The organism is Roseovarius sp. (assembly GCF_965228755.1).
GTDB lineage: Bacteria > Pseudomonadota > Alphaproteobacteria > Rhodobacterales > Rhodobacteraceae > Roseovarius.
Genome location: NZ_CBDDIG010000005.1, coordinates 1437678 through 1459059 on the forward strand (window position 1 = coordinate 1437678; position 21382 = coordinate 1459059).

The following is a 21382-nucleotide window of genomic DNA, read 5'->3' on the forward strand; positions in this document are numbered from 1 at the left end:
ACTTCGCATTGCCGTCATTCGTCGGCGACGAGAGCCAAGAGAACCATGCAGGGTTGAATTCGCCCAAATAGAACGTTTCCACCAGCAATGTCACGGATGAGCGTTGTGGCTTCCGAATAGTTCAAACGGGCCATCGCGAGTGATTTTTCCAAAGCGGCCACCTGACCCTGCCAAAGTTCGACTGGACCAGCTTCGGGTGGTGATTGCCTCCGACGCTCCAAGGCCAGCTCACTATTTCTGATCTCTGATTGAAAATGGGCGCTTGCTTGCAAGGCGAAGCCTGCAAGTTCTTTTCGGACACCATTCAGGACCGACGCCTTGTGTTGCTCCACCTGTGAGGTGATCGCTGCCAACTGTCGAGATCGGATCACGTTCACAACCTCATGCTTCTCGAGAGGCACGAGTGGAGTTCTACCCTTGGCCAACGCATTGTTCGTGGACGCAGTTATCGGCTGCAGGCACAGGTCCACTTGATCAACTGTCAAATCCTGCCAGCCATCTCGTGCTTTCCAGGACCCAACTCGAGCGAACCTTGCTGGCGCCGCAATCCTGATCTTGCGCTGGAGCGCCTGAAACAGGGCTTGAAGCCCATAGCGGTCGGCGCTGAGCGCTCGCCTCTGCGCATCTGTCGGCGCGGATTCGAGGATTTCCTTTGCTTTGGGTGTCCAAAGTGGAGGAAGCAGTCCATCGGGAAATGGATCGATCTGCGCTGCGGAAATGATCACCAGTGGGCCAATCCCTCTTGCCGGGTGGCCTTCGGGCAACCTGACGCTCGTCTGCACAACTGGCTTTGCTGTTCCGAAACCATTGAAGCATGCGGCTGTGTAGCCGGCGACCAGACCATCGTGCAGCTCTGCCCCGTGATCGAAAAAGCGTAGCGGGCGTCCAGATCTTTCCCCATCTCCTGAACGCTCCCCATCGTCCGTGAAGACGATCTTCCGAGGCGGTGCAGAGATGTCCGCTCGACGATAGATGAACGGGACATGTCCCGACATCCAGTTCTCCCGCGACGCACCAGGTAGAGCGAAAGGGCTATCGCCCACGCGCCCTTTTTCGCCAACGCCATGATACCAGATCGTCTGGAACCCATAGTCATCGACCTTGTCACGTCGATACCCGATGTCGAAATCGCGGGAAGCAATTATTGACTTCAGCCATGCACCGATTGCTCGCTCTTCTCGCCGTATTGGTGTATCCGTTGCGCGCGAGAGTTCAGAAAGCATCGCCGGCGCTGGACAAGGCTTCTGAAGCCACTGATCGAATTCATCAGCTGCCTGTTGATGGGTGAAAGGGTTTGCTTCCTTGAAACGAGAAGGCAGTCCGGTGCCGTTTCCCGTAAGTGGAGCAAGCGAAAGGGCTGCCTTGCGCCCGATAGCAGCACGTCCCAGCACTGTCTGAAGCTCAGCCAGTTCTGAGGGTGAAAGTGGTGGCAGCGGAGCGTCGAATACACCAAGTGCCGCGACCGTGTCGGCAATCGCGGCTTCCTGAGAACCTTCGATCAGGATGCGCCAGATATCGATGACACGTCTCGAGCCTTTTCGGTCGCCCGTGGGGCCAAGACGGTCCACCCGCCCGATCAGCTGATCGATACCATCGATTTCCCAAGGCAAAGAAAAAAAGATGATCCCTTGGGCCACGTGGTGAAGGTTCAGCCCTGCTTGCACCCAGTCGCCGACGAGCAGAAGGCGGCTCTCGCCGGACAGCAACGGTGCAAGCGTTTCCTGGATTTCGCGAAGATTGGTAACCCCTTCGACATCCGTCGCTGCAGGGCGCCGAAGCACTGAGATGCCATCTGATAGGAAAGGGAAATACCTTGGAAGCGCTGCGCCCAGCATGTCGATGGTTGGATTGTCTCCACAGACAATGATGAAGGCGCGATCCTCGTCATGGCACCATTGCTCCGAAAGGATATCGAGCAATGCTTCGAGGCGACTGTCACCGGGATCTTCGAGTAACTTGAGGCGTGCGGCTTCTGCCAGCTGAGCGAGAGGTCCTCCCCGTGTCGCAAGTTCTGTCAGAACCGTCCGCGCCGCTCTCGCGCTGCGCTGCAGGGCGCGTGCAGCTGTCCAGGCAGGTCCTTGGATGCCTTCGGCTGGATCTGCGTCCGCAAGTACCAAGGCAGCGATCTCATGCCGCATTCGCTCGAAAGTAAGTGGTTGCAGCCGAACCTCATGATTGCGTCTCTGCGGCAGATGTTCGCCCCATTCGGAGCGACCGTTCCTTATGATGCGCCGTGCCGCTCCCGACTGCACAAAGCCCTGGGTCCAGTCTTCAGGGCTATCCGATCCGTCAATAGCCGCAATTGTCGCTGCCTCGCGGTCTTGAAGAATGTCAGCTACGGTGCGGCCCTTCATCCGCGCAAGTGCGGCAGCCTCCGGCTCGATCATTCGCAAGATCGGTTCGCGCCAGGCAGGATCGCCGAGTCTCGGAGTGGCGGATAGGACAAGAACTTGCCGGAACTCGTCCGCTGCCTGCGAAATGGCTTGAATCGCGTCTCGCGGCATCGTTTGGGGCTCGTCAACGATCAATAAATCGAACACAGCAGGATCCGCGCTTAGTGTTCGCGCACCCTGTCCAGGACGTGTCATCAGATCGCGTGGACGCGCTAACGTGACTGGCGACAGTTCGTCCTGAATGCCATCTCCGATCGAACCGGCGATAGCCGGCATCACGTGGCCTCGTATCCAGCACTCCTCCTGCCACTGCGCCAACAGATTGTCCGGCGCAATCACAAGTGTTCGGTGTGCGGAATGTTGCCAGCGCAGGGCATTCACGATCATCAATGCCTGCACGGTCTTGCCGAGTCCCACCTCATCCGAAATCAAGTGACGAATGTGGGAGTCTCCAAGAACCCGGCGTACAGTTGCAATCTGGTGGGGCAATGGGTCAGCGGCGACCCCGAGGGCGCCACCCAGACCAATATCGAGAGCCGAAACCCTTCGCCGCAACGCCTGTATGCAATTCACGAATCTAAGGTAGTGGTCCATCAGATGGCACTCCCGTTCGGCAGGTCTCCGAGCGCGAGTTTGCGTCGAAGCGCAACATAACGAACGGCTCTGCTAGTTCGGATGTCCGAAAGTCCCTTTGCCACGAACTCTCGCCAACCTTCTGTTTCCACCATTGCCTTCGGTGAAAGCCACAGCTGCAACATGGTTCGGATTTCGGAACGTCCGAGCCAACGGAGCCCGGGTCGTCTGGAGGCGTCAACATGGGTAGAGTCAAGAAGATCGACCAAGTCGTCCTCCGTAAGCTCGCTATAAAAGGGCTTGATAAGTGCCGACCACCTCGCCTCCGGCAGAATGAACGGGCGGAACATCGGAAGCAGCGGGATTTCGCGCGAGCGTTCCAGCGCATCGCGCCATGAGTCTGCGGGACGGACCATGTCCACTTCGTCGAAGGCTTCAATACCGTCCGCTTCCAATTTCTGTCGCAAGTCTTCATATGCATCGATAACCGCAAGATCGAGTTCTCCCGCCAGATCTTCAGTCCACTGCAACAGCGCTTCCGAGATGTCCGGCACAGCTTCTCGAAGGCGGACGGCCAGTCGCTCTCGCAGAAATTCCTGATCGTGAGCGTTCTCAATATTCGGTAAGTCCTCGCCTGAGACCAAGCCAAGGGCGTCGGCACAACGAAGAAGCGCGCCATGCGGGGAAAGAATCGAGAGATCGATACCTGTTTCCAACCTGCGCCATCTCGCTCCGCAAAGCTGCTCGATCAACGCAGCTTCAAGCTCCTCGACCACCGACCATCGTTGCCAGTTTCCAAGAAGGTCATTCGCTTCTGCAAGTTGCCACGCAACATTCGCGCGAGCCAATTCGATTATTCCAACGCCATCCTCGTTTGACGTCGGTTCCCGAAGTAATGCAGGAAGTGACACTCTCCTGCGATCTCCCAGGCCAAGCCGAGTGGACTCCGATCCGGAAAGGATCAGGCCCGCCGTCAGCGCCTCGTGGTCGGCCGCATCCGGCAGTACCAGCCGGGTTCCTCCCGGGCTGCGGTCCCCTGCTGCCCCAAGAAGAGGCGCAACGACCGTCGCCGTGATCGAAGGGATCGCTCCTGCGTCTTCGCCGCTCCTTGTCCACTCGCCCGTCTCCCCGTCATAACGTATCTCGCGGCGAACCGGTGGAAGCGAAAACACCTTCTCCAGAAGACCCTCGGCTTCGACATGCAGTCGCAAGCCGTTTTCGTTTGCTCGCTGCCCAGCCAACTTTGTCTGGATTTCATACAGCACCGGAGAACGTCCCGTTAGCCTCGCCGGAAGCCGGTCGATCACACCTCGAGCCACGAGCGCCGGCTCGTTCGGGGAAACCACTCGAATGCGGATCGGAACAGCCTCAAGCGCAAGGGGAGCAGTCACTCTGATCTCAAGTCGGCCTGTCTCGAGATCGGAGACATTTGCGTTGGCCGGCAACAATTTCACCATGGCCGGTTCAATGTCCGGCGGCTCTACTACTTCGAACTCCAGCCTGTCGAGTTCTCGACCTTCGGCCAGTTCGATCAGATGAAGACCAACATCCGGTCTGATTGCCTTCCAATCGGTGCCGCCGATACTCAGAGGATCGCCTGAGGTCACCGCTCCATCGAGAAGGAATTCAGCGTCCGCCACTCCCCGCTGCGATACCAGAACCGGAAAGTCATCAATGAACCTGCTTGAAGCCCCGGGCGCAGGCAATCCAGCAAGCCGCAGAGTTGGAACGCGGTCCGCTATCACAAACCCGCGGCGACGCAAGAACTCGATATCCGAGGGGTTGGATGTTTCGAGGGTCCGCGTTTCGACGTTATCGTCCTCACCTGCATGAATGAGCTGCAGGATCCTGGATTCGGGCTGAAGCTTTTCGCCTGGAAAAACGGCGTGAGCTGCAAGGCCATTGGACTCGACAGCGAAATACTCCGGTTCAAGCGGCTGCAAACGTTCCAAAGTGGTCTTTGCAATTCCCTCACCAAGATCGACAGCGTCGTCGCGGCGCAACGGAGATATCGGGAGAGGAGCAATATTCTTCAGGACGATTTCACCACCAGCAAGGAATGCGCGAAGCGAGATCACATGAATCCCGTCAACCGCCCGTATGCGGTCGCCATGTATGCGCAAAGCGGCGATCACTTCATCTCGCAGCTGGGCCGGCAAAGTTGGCCCACGAATGCCCAGATGTCTTGGCTCGTCATCCCTCAGCGCAAGAAAATAGCGGGATGCCGCAATCTGGGTTAGGCGTGCCGTTCTCCTTGCGACTGTCTTCCTTGCCTCGGTGATTGCTCGAAGCGCACCCCAATCCTTTCGGATATCCCGGTCGACTCTCGCGAGAAGGCTCCCAGTCAGCCAGCCTTCCAACTCAGGGGCAAGTAGCCTGCGCATGACCTCCAAGGCAACATCCCTTTGAAGGAGCCAGTTCTCGAAGCGACGACTTGCATGCCCCGCTGCAAGCGCTCTCAGGTAGTCGAGCAGCCGGTCCGTATCATCGGCTGAGACTCCTGCCCTGACAGCACGTCTGAGGGCGTCTGTAAGTTGGGGCTGAATCTCAAGAGGCACCACTGAGTTGCCGATCGGCCATGAGATATGAGGGAAATGGCGTTCCCACGGGCTGTCGCCGGGTCGCGCGAGGCGAATCTTGCTATGTCCGAGCTCGAACAGCCGAGACAGACCGTAACGGAATGCAGGCCCCGCCTCTACCCCGAGTTCTTGAGAGAGTACCGGCCAGAAATCGGTTCCGGTGCCGCGGTATCGGTACCCCACCTCCGTTGCGATCACCAGCAACGGAAGATAGTTCCACGACCACACTGCTCCCGCGAGTTGCGGATCCTCCTCAATCTGTCGCGAGACCGTCCTTCTCAGTTCTTCCAGCGCTGGCTCGTCAAGCGCGTGCTCGATAGCAAATACCGGCAGTTGGCCTCGTGTCTGAGCAAGTCCAACAAAGCGCTCGGCGAGCGCCTGATGTTGGTCGGTCAGCACATTCGCACCATGCATTTTTCCATCCGAGTTCGTACAAGGTCGCGGAACACGACCGCCGCAAGAACAGTCCGAGGCAATCACCTCAAGGTTGACTACTAACTATCAGAACGTCAATCATAATTGGGAGGTGTAAAGAGGGGTGCTGTGTGACTTCTGAAACTGCGCTTGCGCCCGGCCGGTACGTGCCAGACCTACCGACCAACGGCAGCACAAGAGCCATCGCAAATCTGGTCCGGCGCATCGTCCATGCGCGCCGTGGGCTAAGCCGCGCCGAAGTTGTGAATTGGGTTTTGCAGTTCTTGGATAACATGGACCGCGTTGACGCCACAGTCCGAGTAACCGGAGTGATCGACGTGCTGTGCGAGTTGAAGGACATTGGCTACGGCACGGTGCGCGACGAGCCAGTTCTGGTCACCCTGCCGGAGCGTCGGGTCGCACTGCCGGACGGCACGATCGTAGCCCTCGGCGATCATGGCATCTCCGTTGGAACAGGTTCCGAAGATCTGTTTCCCGAAGTCACTGGCGGCGCGACCGAGAGCCTGGTCGAAGTTCTTGCGTCATTTGATGACCCCGTTTCCCTAATTGGCAACCACGCCATTGAGCCCATCGGGAGATGGACTGGAGACGGCAAGATGCCTGCTGCACTGCGCAGAGCACTTTCGCTCAGCGGAACCTTCGACCCAGTCGAGCAGAAATGGTCGATCAGCGAAGAGAACGCCTCCTTCCTCAATGAATGGTTCGGCCTCGCACCCCTCGATTCTTCGGGTCTGGTCGCTGTGCCCGATGAGACCCAGCTTCGCGTGGCGAAGGCTCCTGCTGGACTGAGAATGGTGGTCGAGGCTGGCCCCGGGAGCGGTAAGACCCATGTGGCCTGTGAGCGTGTCATCTCCCTTGTGGAGGGAGAGGGTCTCGCCCCTTCGCGTATACTGTTACTCAGCTTCACGCGCATCGCGGTTGCAGAGCTTCGAGACCGTATCGGTCACCGCCTGGGCGAATTACCGAACGCCGCCGCGCTACAAGTCAGGACGTTCGACTCTTTCGCAGCGCGGCTGCTTGCAAATGCTGGTTTGGGCTCTTCAGGCGGCCACGAAGCAGGCATTCGGGCTGCGACAAGACTGATGAGATCGGATAACCCACTCATTGCAGATGCACTTGGTCAACTGGAACACGTGATCATTGATGAAGCGCAGGATCTCGTCGGCGACCGCAAGGAGATGTGCGAGGCGCTTCTTGCGTTGCTCGATCCCGCCTGCGGTATAACGGTCTTCGGGGATTTTGCACAATCGATCTACGGCTTTCAGCGCAGGGGCACATCGGGTTCCACATTGCTCGCAGAAGTCGCGAAGCGCGCCGATTTCACGTGCGATCAGCTTGGGCGCGACCACCGCACCCGGACGGGAGCCTTGAAGGAAATGTTCTCCTCAGTTCGCGAGACATTGAGAGGCGATCCAGTGGGTTCACGGGATGGCTACTTTCATGTTCGAGAGCAGATCAGGAGCGCTGCAGTTGAGAATGACATAACAGGGTTTTCGTTTCATCCGTCTACAACAGGCGGCCTGATCCTGACACGAAGCCGTCGAGGCCTGTTCACTGCTGCCGAACAAATGCGCGCTGCTGGCAGAAGCTTCCGGCTCCGTCTCCCCGACCGCCCAACCAGAATTGAGGCATGGATCGGCGCACTTCTGGGCGGTCTTCCGGCCACGACCCGAATGTCGCAGAATGACTTTCGTTCCCTCCATGAGGCACTGAGCCCGGCGCCATGGCGGAAAGTTGAGGAGTGCTGGGAGATCCTGCTCGACCTCGATGCTTCGGGTCGAGATATGATCTCTGTTGGCAACATCGCCGAAGGTCTTGAGGATCCACCCATTAATCTCCTCAGTGATCATGAGGGGAGCTCGGGACCCTTGCTCTCGACGATCCATGCGATCAAGGGGAGAGAAGCCGACAGGGTCATGCTGCTGCTCATGCGGGCACCGTACGGTGACCGTGTTGACTGGGCGGAGGAAGCGCGCACCTTGTACGTTGGAGCAACCCGCGCAAGCACGGAACTGCGGACAGGGTGGATCAGCCCGAGAAAATTCTACAAGATCGGGGACCCGGAACGCTACTGGGCCGCGCATCCCGATGATAGGTTGATCGAGATCGGACTTGAGGGAGATCTCGTCGACTGGGCCGAGTTCGTGCGTTCGGGCCATGTCTTCGACGAGGCGGAAGCGATCTCGAGCATTTGGCGTGCGTCGAACGATGAACCGAGAGTGGCGGCCTATCCCGATACAGACGGACGTCTGGTTCTGAGAATCGGAGAGCACGACGGAGCCGCGATGGGGTGCCTGTCGCATGGCTTCATCGACTTGATCCAGGCGCTACGAAAGGTCGAGCCGGATTCCGCGCTTCCAGAAGTGGTCGCGGGAATTTCCGTCGTTGGAGCGACTACGGTTGTAGTGCCCGGGCGGTCCGGAGAGGCCCCGAGCCTTGCGCTCATGCCACTGCTTGGCGGCTTTGGCAGCATTCCTCGCTGAGCGATAATCTTGATGTCTGGAGAATTTAAAATGATTGATGCGCGCGACACGCTCCTGGAACGGATGAAGGTCGATCTCATCGGCCCGGAGTGGCCGAACGAACTGATCTCGGATCGACCGACTGATCGATACCTTACCGGAATCCTGTTCCCGCCTCGCACGACGATTTCGCCGGAAGATGACGACGAAGCGAGCGATGCCGACGATGCGGAGTCGGTGGGGACCGCGCTGGATGGGGTCAAGGCAGCTTCGGCATTCCGACCAAGTTCGGCTGGTCTTTCCTTTGCCATCCGACCAAGCGGTTCGGCGCCCAGATTGCGGCTTCGGGTGGACGGGGCTCGTTACAGGTCTGAAAGCGCGGCCGAAGATAGCGCCGGTCCAGACAGGAAGCGGGCGCAGAGTTGGCGGCGAGATCCTCAATTCGCCGAGGTGCCACTTGAACTCGCGGAACTGCGCGAGCACTCGGCCCCCGTCATCAGCCTTGAAAGCAACGGGCTTTCTGGAACATCCTTGCACTGCCGGATCGCCCCTTGGGGTGATATTCTGCTCGTGACGCTCGCCGTGACAAACGACGCGAGGCCGACCGAAGAAAGAAGTCGCGCAGCCAACGAAGAAGCAGCGCTTTTTCAGTTTTCGCTGAGTGTAGAATGCGAAGCCGATTGCAAGTTCGTTCCAAAGCCGGACAGGGCCGGATCGGCGAGCGACGAAGATGATGCCCGTTCGTCCGCCTTGCTGTATCGGGACGTCCAGCAATTCGCAGTGGGTCACACGTGTTCCGCGACGTGGGACGAGCCCGTTGATGGGACGGTACGCCAAGTGAGGACCAGCTGGTTTCCGGAAGCCACCGTCCATGTCGTCAGCGCGGAAGGCGATGCCGAGTTTCGGCAGGGCGAGGCTCGGTTGCCGCTTGCGGCGTCATGGCTTGCATCCGAAGACGCCCCCGGTCTCGTCGCAGGACTGAAATCGTTCGTTGCCGCCTACGCACAATGGGTTGCGAGGATGGAAGGTGCAGCGCTCGACATGCCGCAGGAGCATGTCAAGCAGGCACAAGTGCATATGCAGCGCTGCCGAACCGCTGAACAGCGGATGCGATCTGGTATTGCGCTCTTGGAGTCGTCACCCGAGGTGCTGACCGCGTTCAGGCTCGCGAACACCGCTCTCGCGCTTCAGTACTCATGGCGCATCAATCCACAGCCTCCCGAACTGATCTGGCGCCCGTTTCAGCTCGGTTTCGCGCTTCTGTGTCTGGAGTCGATCGTAAACCCCGACTCCAGCGATCGCGAGACGATGGATCTGCTTTGGTTTCCGACCGGTGGTGGAAAAACCGAGGCCTATCTTCTACTGACAGCTTTCACGATCTTCCTGCGTCGTCTCCGGGCAGCGGGGAACCCGAGCGGCGCGGGCGTGACAACGTTCATGCGCTACACCCTCAGACTTCTGACCATCCAGCAGTTCGAGCGCGCAGCTGCTTTGATCTGTGCCTGCGAGATGGTAAGGCGCGGCAAGATCAAGCTGCGAAATGTCAACCTGCCCGCACACTTCGCTACGGATATGCCGATTTCCCTCGGACTTTGGGTCGGAGAAGGTGCCACACCAAACACGGTTTTGCAGGCGGAGCAGGTACTCGGTACGGAGGCGGAAAGCTCGCCGGCTCAGTTGCGCAGTTGCCCATGCTGTCGTGAAGTCCTCGACTGGAAGATCTCGCCGGACAAAAGCCGTGTGGAGGTACGTTGCCTGACGAAGTCATGTGACGTGGGGCAGGAATTGGCATTGCTCCCGATCTGGACCGTTGACGAGGATGTCTATCGAGAGCGGCCGACATTGTTGATCGCCACGGTCGACAAGTACGCGCAGATCACGAGAAATCAGAAAACTGGTTGCCTGTTCGGCATCGGAACGGCGGCGAACTCCCCGGAACTGGTGATACAGGATGAACTCCACCTGATATCCGGTCCCTTGGGCAGCCTCGCTGGGCTCTATGAGACCGCGATCGATGAATTGTGTCGCTCAGGAGCGGGCGTAAGGGCAAAGATCATCGGATCAACGGCAACAATCCGCAGAGCAGAAGATCAGATCAAGGCACTGTTTGACCGCAGATCCTTTCAGTTCCCCCCGCCTGGGCTGGATCACACCAATTCGGGTTTTGCGATCGAAAATCGTGACGTGCCGGGCCGTCGCTATGTTGGCATCTCGACAGTCGGTCGCTCGGCCAAATTCACTCAACAGGCTGTCGCGGCATCTTTGCTTCAGGCGGCTACCGACGCGACGTTACCGGAAGACAGACGCAACGGATACTGGACCCTCGTCAATTACTTCAATTCTCTGAGGGAGCTGGGTGGCGCACTCGTTCTAATGCGTGATGACGTTGCGCGCAGTATCCGGGATTACGCCGGACGCAGATCGGGTGAGGTCGAACGCGACGCAGGGATGCAGATCGAACTCACCAGCCGTGTCCGTTCCAGCGACATTCCGAAATATCTCAAGGATCTTGAGCGCGCCTGGAGCGATCCCGACCACGTCGACATCGTTCTGGCGAGCAACATGATCTCGGTGGGGATGGATGTTTCCCGGCTGGGCCTGATGGTAGTCAATGGTCAGCCAAAGACAATTGCCGAGTACATCCAGGCCACCAGCCGGGTTGGCAGAAGCCAGCAGGCGCCAGGGCTTGTGATCACCTTGTTCAATGCGGCCAAGTCCCGCGATCGCAGCCGATACGAGACCTTTGCCAGTTGGCATCGAAGTCTCTACCGGGATGTGGAAGCGACGAGCGTGACCCCCTTCGCCCCGCGTGCGCGCGACCGCGCACTTCATGCTCCGTATGTCGCAATGGTGCGCCATCTGGTTCATGGGATGGAGAATCCGGGCGCAATCGAACACCATCAAAGACAAGCTGAAACACTCCTCGAAACCGTAATTGCCCGCATCGAGCGGATTGATCCCGTCGAGGCAGATGCTGCACGCACGCAACTAAACTCGTTCCTTGACGACTGGTTCGACCGACAGGGTCTGAAGGACTATTGGCAAGACTACGGAGAAGCTCTTCTGACTTCGGCGGAAGCGGCAGCGGAGCGTGGGAACAAGGCACGCTTTGCCGGGCAGAAGCCGACCCCGAACTCGCTGCGTTCCGTTGAAGCTTCGGCATCGTATGTGCTTTTGGAAGGTGGATCGGACAGGGGGACAGCACAATGAAGCCGATCGGCAAAATTCGCCGGAGTCAGGTTCTGACGGGCAATGGCCCTGGTGCGATCATCGACTTCAGAGGTGAGAACGGCGCGCCTGTCTCCGTGGTGGCGGCTGGCCTTGAGGCCTGGGATCAACTGGCTATCAAGAAGGGGCTTCTGAACGATCAACGCATTCATCATGAGCCACTTCAGGCGAGGCTCGAGGTGAACGGGTTCAGATTACCTCCTGTCGGAGACGAAAAAGTCGGCAGGGAAAAGCGACCACGCCTTTTGCCCGCGTACAGGTTCCCGGATTGGCATGTCTGTCCGAAGTGCAACCTCCTTCAGCGTAGCCGCTTCTGGAGTTCCGAGATCGGGAAACCTGAGCTTTGGTGCCCTTCCTGCAGTTCCGGGCGAGGCAAGCGCATCAAGAAGTTATATGCAGTACCGGTCCGCTTCATCGTGACGTGTCCGGCGGGACATCTTCAGGACTTTCCTTGGATGTCATGGCCGAAGCACGCCAAATTCTGCTCCCGCAAGAAGCCTCTCAAGCTCATCGGGGAAGGCGCCGGGTTGAAGGGGCTTAAGGTACATTGCACCGAGTGCAAGTCCGAACGCGACTTGGACGGTGCCCTGTCCCCCAGCGCGCTGGGCAAGATTTCATGCGACGGCAGGTCACCGTGGCTCAGGAAGCAGCCAGAAACCTGCAATCATGCGCCAGTTGCCATTCAGCGTGGTGCATCGAACGCTTATTTCCCCGTAATTGATTCCGCGCTTGACGTGCCGCCATTCGGTGGTTCCTTCCGGGACATGCTGGAGGATTTCTGGCCGGACATCATTGCGCTGGACGACAGGGCGCAGCTTCCCGACTTCGTGCGGAAACGAATCCTTCCCGTGTGGCCCGAGCCTGACACGAAGCCAGAAGATTTGACCGCGCGGATACTGACCCTGCTGACAATGCTGGACAACAAGACCGGCGACCTGCGTCCCAACGAGCACCTGATGCTCTGCTCGGGCGGCCCCGACGGAGAAGAGTTCCCAGAGTTCCAGATCTCGCCTCAGGTGATCCCGAGCGATCTGAAGGGCGTTCTGGACCGTGTAGTCTCGGTCGAGAGGTTGCGCGAAGTCCGAACTCTCAAGGCATTCACCCGCCTCAGCCCGGTGGAGGCCGCTGACAACAGCGCTTTCGTGGCTCCGCTGTCCGAGAAGAAGTTGAACTGGCTTCCGGCAATCGAGGTCCGCGGTGAAGGCATATTCATCAACTTCGACGAGACAGCCCTACGTACTTGGGAGAACGACCCGAACGTAATCGACAGGGCTGCAAAAGCGCATCAGGCCGCCGAGCGTGCGTGGCAAGACCACAACGGCAGCGATCGCCCCTTCCCCATGACGATCTCGGCGAGGTTGCTCCTGATACACACAACGGCCCACGCGCTGTCGGAGCGCCTGTCACTCGACAGCGGGTACTCGACTGCGTCCATCCGAGAGAGGTTGTACGTCTCGCGAGGTCCCGGCGGGATGTGCGGATTTCTTCTATACACGTCCGCACCGGACTCCGATGGAACACTGGGCGGGTTGTCACGAAAGGGCCGCACCAGCGAGATTGGCCCGATCCTGCTCGCCGCACTGCGGGACCTGGAGTGGTGCTCTTCGGATCCGCTTTGCAGCAGCGGCATCCTCTCGCTTTCAGAAGGATCTGGATCCTCGGCCTGTCACTGCTGCACCTTTCTTCCGGAAACTTCATGCGAGCATTTCAACCGCCACCTTGATCGCGGCATGCTGGTCGGAACACCGGCGAACCCTGAACTCGGTTTCTTCCGCAAGCTTCTGGATGGAAGGTCCTGAAGATGGCCCGCATGTATCCAAGGGAACTGCCACGTCATGTTCTTGACAATCCGAAACTGTCTTCGGAGGTCCGCGTCTACGAATGCATGAGGGACAAGCTGCCAGGGGATTACAACTGCTACTATTCGCGCTCCTGGCATGAAGCGGATCGCGACGGTGCCGAGTTCGACGGAGAAGCGGATTTCATCATCGCGCATGCGGAACACGGGTTGCTGTTTCTCGAGGTAAAGGGCGGGAGGGTGAGCTGCCGCGAAGCCAACGGACAGTGGCTCAGTGAGGACCGTGACGGGTTCAAGTTCCGGATCAAGAATCCTTTGTCGCAGGCACGCAGCAGCAAGCACCATTTCCTGAAGCGCCTTAATGCAAGTCGGGCGCTGAGCGGTCGTTTCGTCAGAGCACGCCATGGCGCTATCCTTCCCGGCAGTGCCCGACCTAGACGAGCGCTGGCACCAGATGCGCCGCTCGAGATCATCGCGTTCGGGGACAACATGAAAACCCTCGACCGCTGGATTGTCCGTCGGATGACGGAAGGCGACGACCATCGCGAAAGCGCTTTGGGATTGGATGGCCTGAGAGCGCTGGAAAAGCTACTTGCGAGCCATTTCGAACTCAGGGCCCACATCGGCATCAGCCTCGCCGACGATGCTAAAACCATCGAGCGGCTCACCGCCGAACAGTCGTGGATCCTCGACTCGCTCGCAGACAACAAGGAAATGGCAATTTCGGGCGGTGCGGGCAGTGGAAAGACCGTGCTGGCCGTTGAAAAGGCCACAAGATCGGCCGCTGACGGGCGACTTACGCTTCTGACATGCTACAACGCGCCGCTGGCCGCCCATCTTCGAACGATCTGTCAGGGAAATGAAGGCCTCGTGGTAGCCAGTTTCCATGCGCTTTGCCGAGCCCTCGCACAAAAGGCTGGCGTCGAACTGCCCTCTGATGGAGACCAATCGGTGTTCGACCACCTTCTTCCCGAGGCCCTTGTGGAGGCGGTCAGCAACAACCCCGATCTCGGCTTCGATACTGTCATCATCGATGAGGGACAGGATTTTCGAGATTCCTGGTTGCACGCCCTGCGCCTCACCATCAACGACCCGGAGACCGGCGGATTCTATGTATTCTACGACGACAATCAGCGCCTGTTTTCTCCGGAAAAGGGGTTCATAGATGCTCTCCCGGCGTCGTCCATCGCACTGACAAGGAATCTTCGAAACACGCGACGGATTTATGCCCTGATGGCAAAATGGTATCAGGGCCGACGAAGCATCCCTGCAGGACCTGAGGGAGAGCCGGTTGGAACCATGGCATGTCGCAACGGCGAGATGGCCCTCGCGCGCCTGAACGAGCGGATTTCGCAAATGTTGAACTCCGGTCAAGTAGCGCCGGGGCAGATTGCGGTGCTCTCAGGAACAGGTGACGCCTTGACTGCTCTTGGCGAAAGGATCGCCGGCAAGCCAACCTGCCGTGCCGATGATGTGCGGCCTGATCACATCGTCCTTGACACGGTTCGGCGCTTCAAGGGCCTGTCGCGTCCATGCATCTTCCTGATCGGCATCGAAGGTCTCACTGATCCCGAACTGATCTATGTCGCGACAAGCCGCGCAAATGTCCTGCTGGAACTCATCGGGACTGCGGAAGACATCGCGCGCCTCAAGCAGGAGGTTGCAGCCGCTGGACCGTGAAGTCGGCTTCACAAAGCGAATGCTTATCAATAGTCGAACAGGCTGTTCTGTGTCGGATGCGCATCCGCCGATGACATATCCGGCTGTTGAGGATCAGTGCCGTTGCTCGCAGAATTAAGGCCTAAGATAGCATTCAACACGATCTGTGCTATCTGGCGGGCCAGAAACGGCGGGACGGCGTTCCCGACCTGGACGTATTGCTGAGTCCGGTTTCCCATGAACAGGTAGTCGTCGGGAAATGTCTGAAGACGCGCAGCTTCGCGCACCGTGAGGCTGCGGCACTGCAGAGGATCCGGATGGATGAAGTAGTGACCATCCTTCGAGATGTGACTCGTGACAGTGGTTGAAGCCTCATCGGCCAGCTGGACCCGGAACCGGTCATTGAACACCCCGCTGTGCCAGTTGCGATGATCTGGGCTCAGCGCGAGCGGAAAATCGGCGGCCTTCGGGCTGTAACCACGGACGGCCCCGAACACGGCTGCGAAAAGGTAGCGGCCGAGATCCGACGTCATGTGTCCCCGCGTCTCGTGCTGGGCAATTGCGCGAAGGTCCGTACGCTCGAGCCAGTTAAGCAGTTCATCGTTCGACCCCCCGTAGCCCTCGGCAAGTCGTGTGTCCTTCCGACTGCCCGGCGCTTCTGTCGCCGTGCGCCTTGCTACTGAAGAGAATGCCTCGCGGAATGGTTCGCTCTCCTTCTCGGGGTAAATGCGCGCCAGCATTCTGGCAGCTTCGACAACCTCCTCGCGCCAGTCTGCAGCGCTGTCCGCTCCTCGACTGATGCCACTGCGCAAGCGCGGCATCGTGTCAATCGCGTCACTGACCGTTCGCCTACGCTCGGGGGCGGCCATGCAGGCGCCCGCCGTCTTGCCAGCCAGATCGGACCTGATCCCGACGATGATTACCCGGTGACGCCGCTGCGGAACCCCGAACTCTTCGGCACGCACGACGAAGTCAGAAGGTCGCATCGCCTCCAGCAGGCGGACCTTCCCGTCTTCGACCCGAATGGCACGGAGTTCGTATTGATGGCCATGGCCACTGCCGAGGGAGGTAAGGTCCTCCATCAGCATCTCGAACACGAGCCGGCTCTCGACCGTCGAGGACAACATGCCCTTGACGTTTTCCATAACGAAGGCTGCCGGCCGGAGCCTGTCGAGCACCCTGATGTACTCGCGGAAGAGGTAATGCCGTTCATCCTCCTCCGGCACATAGCCGACCTTGCCCCTCGACCGGGCCCTACCCACGAGGGAGTACGCCTGACACGGCGGACCACCGATCAGGATCGTGTCGTCGTACCCCGACTTCAGCTTCTCGATCGCGGCATCGATCGCTGTTGCTGCGGCCTTGGTGCCGAGCTCGAGGCCGCGGGCCTCCTCGACGGCCAACCGCCAAGCAGACGCGTCGACTTCCGACCAGTCCGGTTCAGGAATTTCTCCCGCATGAAAATCGATGAACTGTTTCGGCAAGCTGCCATGAAGCAACCGGTACTCGCGCAGAAACGCGCGCAGCATCAGGGTTCGGTGCGCCGATGCTTCCTTCTCGACCGAGATGCCGATCCGGAACGGCGAGTGGCCATCCTCGACAAGGGATGCAAACCCCTCGCCAAGTCCGCCGGGGCCGGCGAACAGATCGACGATGCCGAAAGTCGAAGGCAAATCAGTCTCCTGACGAACTACATTCAGCCGGTGTATACTAGGTTCAGGCACGAAAACCAGGACGCAAGTGACAGATATTGTGAATCAGAAGACCCGGTCGCGCATGATGGCAGGGATCAGTGGAAAAGACACGAAGCCTGAGCTAGCGCTGAGGCGGGCGTTGCATGCGCGCGGTTTCCGATTTCGCCTCCATTCGAAGGCGGTCCACGGTCGACCGGATCTCGTTCTGCCGAAGTATCGCGCCGTCGTTTTCGTACATGGCTGTTTCTGGCATCGTCACGAGGGGTGCCGCTACGCCACCACCCCGTCGACCCGTCAGGACTTCTGGCAGGCGAAGTTCGAGGCGAACGTCGCTCGGGATAAAGCAGTTCGCGGGCGGCTTCTGGAAGACGGGTGGCGCGTTGCAACGGTGTGGGAATGCGCGCTCAGGAAAACGGATCAGATTGCCGCGTCTGTAGACAGACTTTCAGCATGGCTACGATCCGAGGAATACCAGATCGAAATCGGCGACACAGAGGCGCAGTTGCCCTGAGACGCCCCTAAAATTGAACGCTCATTCAGCCGATCTTGGTCCCCCCAGAAGGACGTGTGGTCTCCGGCGAAATGGCCGTCCGCGACCCGCAAATATCCTTGGACCTCAACCGTATCACCCTCCGGCAGCGGCACCAAGGTCTGCTGTCAGATGGCGGCGGCGAGCGTGACATGGATGGCCGAGGTTTCACCGAAGGAGCTGCGGATTTCCGTCGTGCCGTTCAGGACGAGCCGCCCCCGAATGCGTGCAGTGGTGCTTGCGTTGACTTTGTAAATGAGCGTCGCGCCGAAGAGGCAGCTCCCGTCGACCTAGGACCACGAGCCGGTTGTTCGCGGCGTAGAACACTCCCTGATCGTTTTAGTCGGTATTGTTCAGGCCGATCCTCGTCTAGGTCCCGACGCCGATGTAGTTGTCATAGTTCGTGTACGCCTTGAAGCGCGGCAGCTGGGGCTGATCGGGGAGCGTGTCGAAGGCGGCGTCGCGATCATTACTCTGAACCACCGCCTCGATCTCGGCGCGGTGCTGGTAGTGGTAGGTGAGCGGCGACAGCTTCACCTCGGGCTCGCCCGACTCGCCGTCGCGCAGCACCAGCAGGCCATCTGCCGGGACGCGCTCGGGTGACACTTCACCCCGCAGCGCGGTGGGAGGCAGCGCCGAAAGCCGCTTGTGCAGCGCGGCGAGGATGGTTTCACGAGTGGAGGCCAATTAATTCAACTTTTGTCTGTCAGCATTGGGCTTCACCAATCCGTGACCGAGCGCACTGCTGCTTGCTTCTGCGCGGCGCTGAAAGGCCGAATACAGATTCTTAGCAACAGAGAGATTTCGGGTAGAGACAGCGAGTGTCTCGGCCATCGGTTCTGAGGCAACTTCAAAGAACCAACAAGCCGCCTCCTGTTCCTGGATCGCACCAGCCATCCACACCCGACCAAATGTTTGATTGAATTTTTCTCTCGTCTTGATGACCAGTGTATTTGATCCAAAGTTTGGGTGAACCATTTCAGAAAGAATGTCGTAGTATGCAGAGAATGGCTTATTGTGACCTTTCTCCATGTGGGAGATGCAGTCATTAACATGTGTCTTCCGAGATTCCGATTGCTTGAATGCTTGTGATGCCAAGCCCTCATCATGCAGCCCTTGAAGATTTTGCTTAATCCAAGAGGCCCAATCAAAATCAGAGCCCTGCAATGCCTTTTCAATATTTCTGATTATTTCAAGATCGCAACTTATGTAGTCTTTAATCCACTTGTCTGACGGCCGCTTACCTTGCCTGACCCGCTTGGTTTCATTCTTTTCCAGTTGATCGATTTTCTTCACGTTTCTCTCAATGCGCGAGAGATAGAAGTTGTAGTGCGCTATCTCCTCGAACATGTTCCGAAGGCAGGTGAAGGCGATTAGCCAATTCCCGGCGCTCAATGAGTACTTCAACCCATCATCATATGCGTTCATTTTATATGCGTGTCGATAGAGCCAGAATCCGACCAGATATTCGCAGCAATGCGTGAGAGAACTAAATGCATCTGGAAAATAACCTTGAAGCCGTTCGGCTGATATCTGATAAATCTCATACATCTCGACTTCTGAGGGCAAAGGCTGTATTTCTTTTTGAAGACGAGAGTATCGGGATCGAAATCGGTCTATCGACTTAGCGGCTGGGGAACTCAGGCTTGACCTAATGCCATCGTAGTCATCTTCGATCCAATCAGGGAACACACGGTCTCCGGTCATGATTGCTCCACTAACTCCACTGCTCTTGGCAGACTAAACGAACGCGTCGCGACGCAAAAGCACCGCCTATTATCGGCGGCTGAGCCAGTTCGCCACGATGAGCCCCGGCACGCTGTCGAGGGCACGCTCTGCATCCCGGTCGAGGTCCAGCCGCTTCGGCGGCTTTACCTGTGGCACCTGCAGGAAGTTCGGCACCGTCGCGCGCCCGCGGCCGGTCTTTGAGCGAGACGCGACGCCGAGCCCTCGGCTGTTCAGGCGCCCTTCCGCACAAGTAGGCTCGGCCCCTGGCGGCGATAGACGAAGCTCAGGCGCAGTCCACGGCCGGCGGCATCTGTCGGAATCGCGAGCCAGAAACCGTCCTTCGAGCGGATCAGCAGGTCGGTAGTAAGCATCCGGCGTGGGCCGCACGCGGTCAGCGCGCGCTGTGCCGGTCTATTTCGATGAGCTCTCGCAGGTTTTCGATACCGAACGGAGTGAATGCGATGACGCTGTCGTCGCCGGGACCGTAGACCCAGATCACGCCATCTTCGGTTTCCATATCACCGGCGAGCTCGAAGATCCGATCGACGGTTTCTCCGAGCTCGGCAGCAACGCGGTCGATGGTCTTGACGGAATGCACCTTATTGAGCGGCATGATCATGCCGCCTCGGCGAGGGACCCGGATTTCCAGTTCCAGGGCAGAAGTTCATGCGTGCGGGAGACAGGCATGTCGGGCAGCCGGGCGAGAACATCGGCGAGCCACGCCTGCGGGTCGATGTCGTTCATTTTGGCCGTGACGATGAGGGTATACATGGCGGCGGCCCTCTGCCCGCCGCGCTCGGAGCCGGCAAAGAGCCATGACTTGCGGCCCAGGGCTACGCCGCGCAGGGCGCGTTCGGCTGCGTTATTCGTCAGGCAGATGCGCCCGTCATCGAGGAATGCCGTGAAGGCCTGCCAACGGCCTTCTTTCTCGAACATGTAGTTGATCGCCTTGGCCACCTTGTTGTGCCGGGAGAGTTTCGCGCGCTCTGCCAGCAGCCAGTCATGGAGGCTGTTCACCAGAGGACGAGACAGGTCCTGGCGGGCGGCAAGCCGGGCATCGGCATCCAGCCCATTGATTTCGCGCTCGATGTCGAAGATGGCGTCGATCCGTTTCACCGCTTCCAGCGCGACCGGCGAGATCTGATGGGCGGGTTTGCCCTTGCGGACGTTTCCGGCAATATCCGCCAGTTCGAAGAACTTCCGGCGCGCATGCGCCCAGCACAGGGCGCTGGTCACGGGCCCTGCATCACGGTCGACGCGATAGAGATCGTTATATCCACCATAGGCGTCGGCTTGCAGCACGCCTTGCCATCCGGCGAGGTGCTGATTGGGATTGGTTGCCGAACGATCGCGGGAGAAGTGGAAGACGGCCGCCGGCGGTGCGCCACCATTCCAGGGCCGATCATCGCGCACATAGGTCCAGAGCCGGGCTTTCTTCGCGCTACCCCGCGCCAGAAGCGGCACGGTCGTGTCGTCGCCGTGCAGACGGTGAGCGGCGCGCACGTGGGTCTCGATCAGGGCATGGATCGGCTGCAAGGCGACAGTCGCGTGCCCGACCAGGTCTGCCAGGGTCGACAGGCTCAACTCGACGCCTTCACGGGCGAAGCGTTCGGCCTGCCGGTTCAGTGGCTGGTGCTGGCCATATTTCTCGAAGACGAGCATGGCGATCAAGCCGGGCCCGGCCCATCCACGAGGGATTGTATGGAACGGGGCTGGCGGCTGGCTGATCTTCTCGCAGGCCCGGCAGGTGAACTTCTCGCGTACCGTCTGGATCACCTTCCACCGGCGCGGGATCACCTCCAGGGTCTCGGTGACATCCTCGCCCATCTTCACGATCCGATCCGAGCCACAGCAGGTGCAGGCATCAGGCGCCTCGACGACAACCCGCTCACGCGGCAGGTGATCGGGGAATGGTTTGCGCACAGGGTGGCGGCGCGTGAAGGCGCGCACCGTGGTGGCCTTGCCGGCCACCTGTTCGGCGGCCAGGCCATCCTCGGTTGCCGCCGTTTCAAGCTCTTCAAGCTGCAGTTCCAGCTGATCGATCAGCCGGGCGCGCCGTTCCGACGAGATGCCGTATTTGTCGCGGCGCAGCTTGGCGATCTCAAGCTTGAGTTCCTGGATCATCGCTTCCGAGCAGGACACGACCGCACGGGTCTGTGCCAGCTCGCTTTCAGCAACCTCTACGCGGGCCTCGGCGACGGCCAGGGCAGCGCGTAATCTCGCAAGCTCGGAAGCGGTGTTCGACATGGCGGATGTCTATCATCCGGGCTCGCAAGGCACCAATAAAAAACAGACCTGTCAGCG

11 protein-coding genes and 2 pseudogenes are annotated in these 21382 nt (G+C 59.2%); 5 read left to right on the top strand and 8 right to left on the bottom strand.

Annotated elements, in window-relative coordinates; genetic code table 11:
* Positions 1-14: 14 nt before the first annotated feature.
* Both ACO07J_RS10635 and ACO07J_RS10640 read right to left on the bottom strand, forming a co-directional pair.
* A complete protein-coding gene (locus tag ACO07J_RS10635) occupies positions 15-2987 on the bottom strand; it encodes an SNF2-related protein (protein ID WP_422028795.1) in 2973 nt (990 codons plus the stop codon).
* Positions 2987-5959, bottom strand: coding sequence for a hypothetical protein (locus ACO07J_RS10640; RefSeq protein ID WP_422028796.1), 2973 nt, complete (start codon positions 5957-5959; stop codon positions 2987-2989). Before ACO07J_RS10640 ends, ACO07J_RS10635 begins: the two co-directional genes overlap by 1 nt.
* A 329-nt stretch (positions 5960-6288) precedes the next feature.
* On the opposite strand from ACO07J_RS10640, the gene ACO07J_RS10645 reads away from it, so the two are divergent.
* Genes ACO07J_RS10645 through ACO07J_RS10660 form a run of 4 tightly spaced genes read left to right on the top strand, consistent with a single transcriptional unit; the run spans position 6289 to position 15148 of the window.
* Complete coding sequence (locus ACO07J_RS10645) at positions 6289-8463, top strand: UvrD-helicase domain-containing protein (protein ID WP_422028797.1); 2175 nt, start codon at positions 6289-6291, stop codon at positions 8461-8463.
* Positions 8464-8493: 30 nt separating this feature from the next.
* Positions 8494-11652, top strand: coding sequence for a helicase-related protein (locus ACO07J_RS10650; RefSeq protein WP_422028798.1), 3159 nt, complete (start codon positions 8494-8496; stop codon positions 11650-11652).
* Positions 11649-13469, top strand: coding sequence for a DrmB family protein (gene drmB / locus ACO07J_RS10655; protein ID WP_422028799.1), 1821 nt, complete (start codon positions 11649-11651; stop codon positions 13467-13469). The genes ACO07J_RS10650 and drmB overlap by 4 nt, the downstream gene beginning before the upstream one ends.
* A gap of 2 nt (positions 13470-13471) precedes the next feature.
* The gene (locus ACO07J_RS10660; protein WP_422028800.1) at positions 13472-15148 is read left to right on the top strand and encodes an NERD domain-containing protein; all 1677 of its coding nucleotides are present in this window, start codon (positions 13472-13474) and stop codon (positions 15146-15148) included.
* A 26-nt stretch (positions 15149-15174) separates the two neighbouring features.
* Here ACO07J_RS10660 and dcm read toward each other — a convergent pair whose 3' ends face one another.
* Positions 15175-16800 carry a DNA (cytosine-5-)-methyltransferase gene (dcm, locus tag ACO07J_RS10665; protein WP_422028801.1) on the bottom strand — a complete coding sequence of 542 codons (1626 nt, stop codon included), beginning with the start codon at positions 16798-16800 and terminating at the stop codon, positions 15175-15177.
* A gap of 67 nt (positions 16801-16867) precedes the next feature.
* On the opposite strand from dcm, the gene ACO07J_RS10670 reads away from it, so the two are divergent.
* The gene (locus ACO07J_RS10670; protein WP_422028802.1) at positions 16868-17332 is read left to right on the top strand and encodes a very short patch repair endonuclease; all 465 of its coding nucleotides are present in this window, start codon (positions 16868-16870) and stop codon (positions 17330-17332) included.
* 459 nt (positions 17333-17791) lie between these two features.
* Here the strand turns inward: ACO07J_RS10670 and ACO07J_RS10675 are convergent.
* From ACO07J_RS10675 to tnpC, 5 genes and pseudogenes are all read right to left on the bottom strand, one after another.
* A pseudogene (locus ACO07J_RS10675) lies at positions 17792-18037 on the bottom strand (acyl-CoA transferase); the annotation flags it as partial.
* Entirely contained in the window at positions 18038-18901 is an 864-nt protein-coding gene (locus ACO07J_RS10680) for a hypothetical protein (RefSeq protein ID WP_422028803.1), read from the bottom strand.
* A gap of 225 nt (positions 18902-19126) precedes the next feature.
* Positions 19127-19440 (bottom strand): annotated as a pseudogene (locus tag ACO07J_RS10685) (DUF6441 family protein); the annotation flags it as partial.
* 29 nt (positions 19441-19469) lie between these two features.
* Entirely contained in the window at positions 19470-19697 is a 228-nt protein-coding gene (locus ACO07J_RS10690) for a hypothetical protein (protein ID WP_422028804.1), read from the bottom strand.
* Positions 19694-21325, bottom strand: coding sequence for an IS66 family transposase (gene tnpC / locus ACO07J_RS10695; protein WP_422028805.1), 1632 nt, complete (start codon positions 21323-21325; stop codon positions 19694-19696). The genes ACO07J_RS10690 and tnpC overlap by 4 nt, the downstream gene beginning before the upstream one ends.
* Positions 21326-21382 lie beyond the last annotated feature (57 nt).

Bases quoted from the DNA above. Each gene is read 5' to 3' on its own strand.
- ACO07J_RS10635 (WP_422028795.1), bottom strand. From the start codon at position 2,987: ATGGACCACTACCTTAGATTCGTGAATTGCATACAGGCGTTGCGGCGA.
- ACO07J_RS10640 (WP_422028796.1), bottom strand. From the start codon at position 5,959: ATGCATGGTGCGAATGTGCTGACCGACCAACATCAGGCGCTCGCCGAG.
- ACO07J_RS10650 (WP_422028798.1), top strand. From the start codon at position 8,494: ATGATTGATGCGCGCGACACGCTCCTGGAACGGATGAAGGTCGATCTC.
- drmB (WP_422028799.1), top strand. From the start codon at position 11,649: ATGAAGCCGATCGGCAAAATTCGCCGGAGTCAGGTTCTGACGGGCAAT.
- ACO07J_RS10660 (WP_422028800.1), top strand. From the start codon at position 13,472: ATGGCCCGCATGTATCCAAGGGAACTGCCACGTCATGTTCTTGACAAT.
- ACO07J_RS10680 (WP_422028803.1), bottom strand. From the start codon at position 18,901: ATGTATGAGATTTATCAGATATCAGCCGAACGGCTTCAAGGTTATTTT.
- ACO07J_RS10690 (WP_422028804.1), bottom strand. From the start codon at position 19,697: ATGATCATGCCGCTCAATAAGGTGCATTCCGTCAAGACCATCGACCGC.
- tnpC (WP_422028805.1), bottom strand. From the start codon at position 21,325: ATGTCGAACACCGCTTCCGAGCTTGCGAGATTACGCGCTGCCCTGGCC.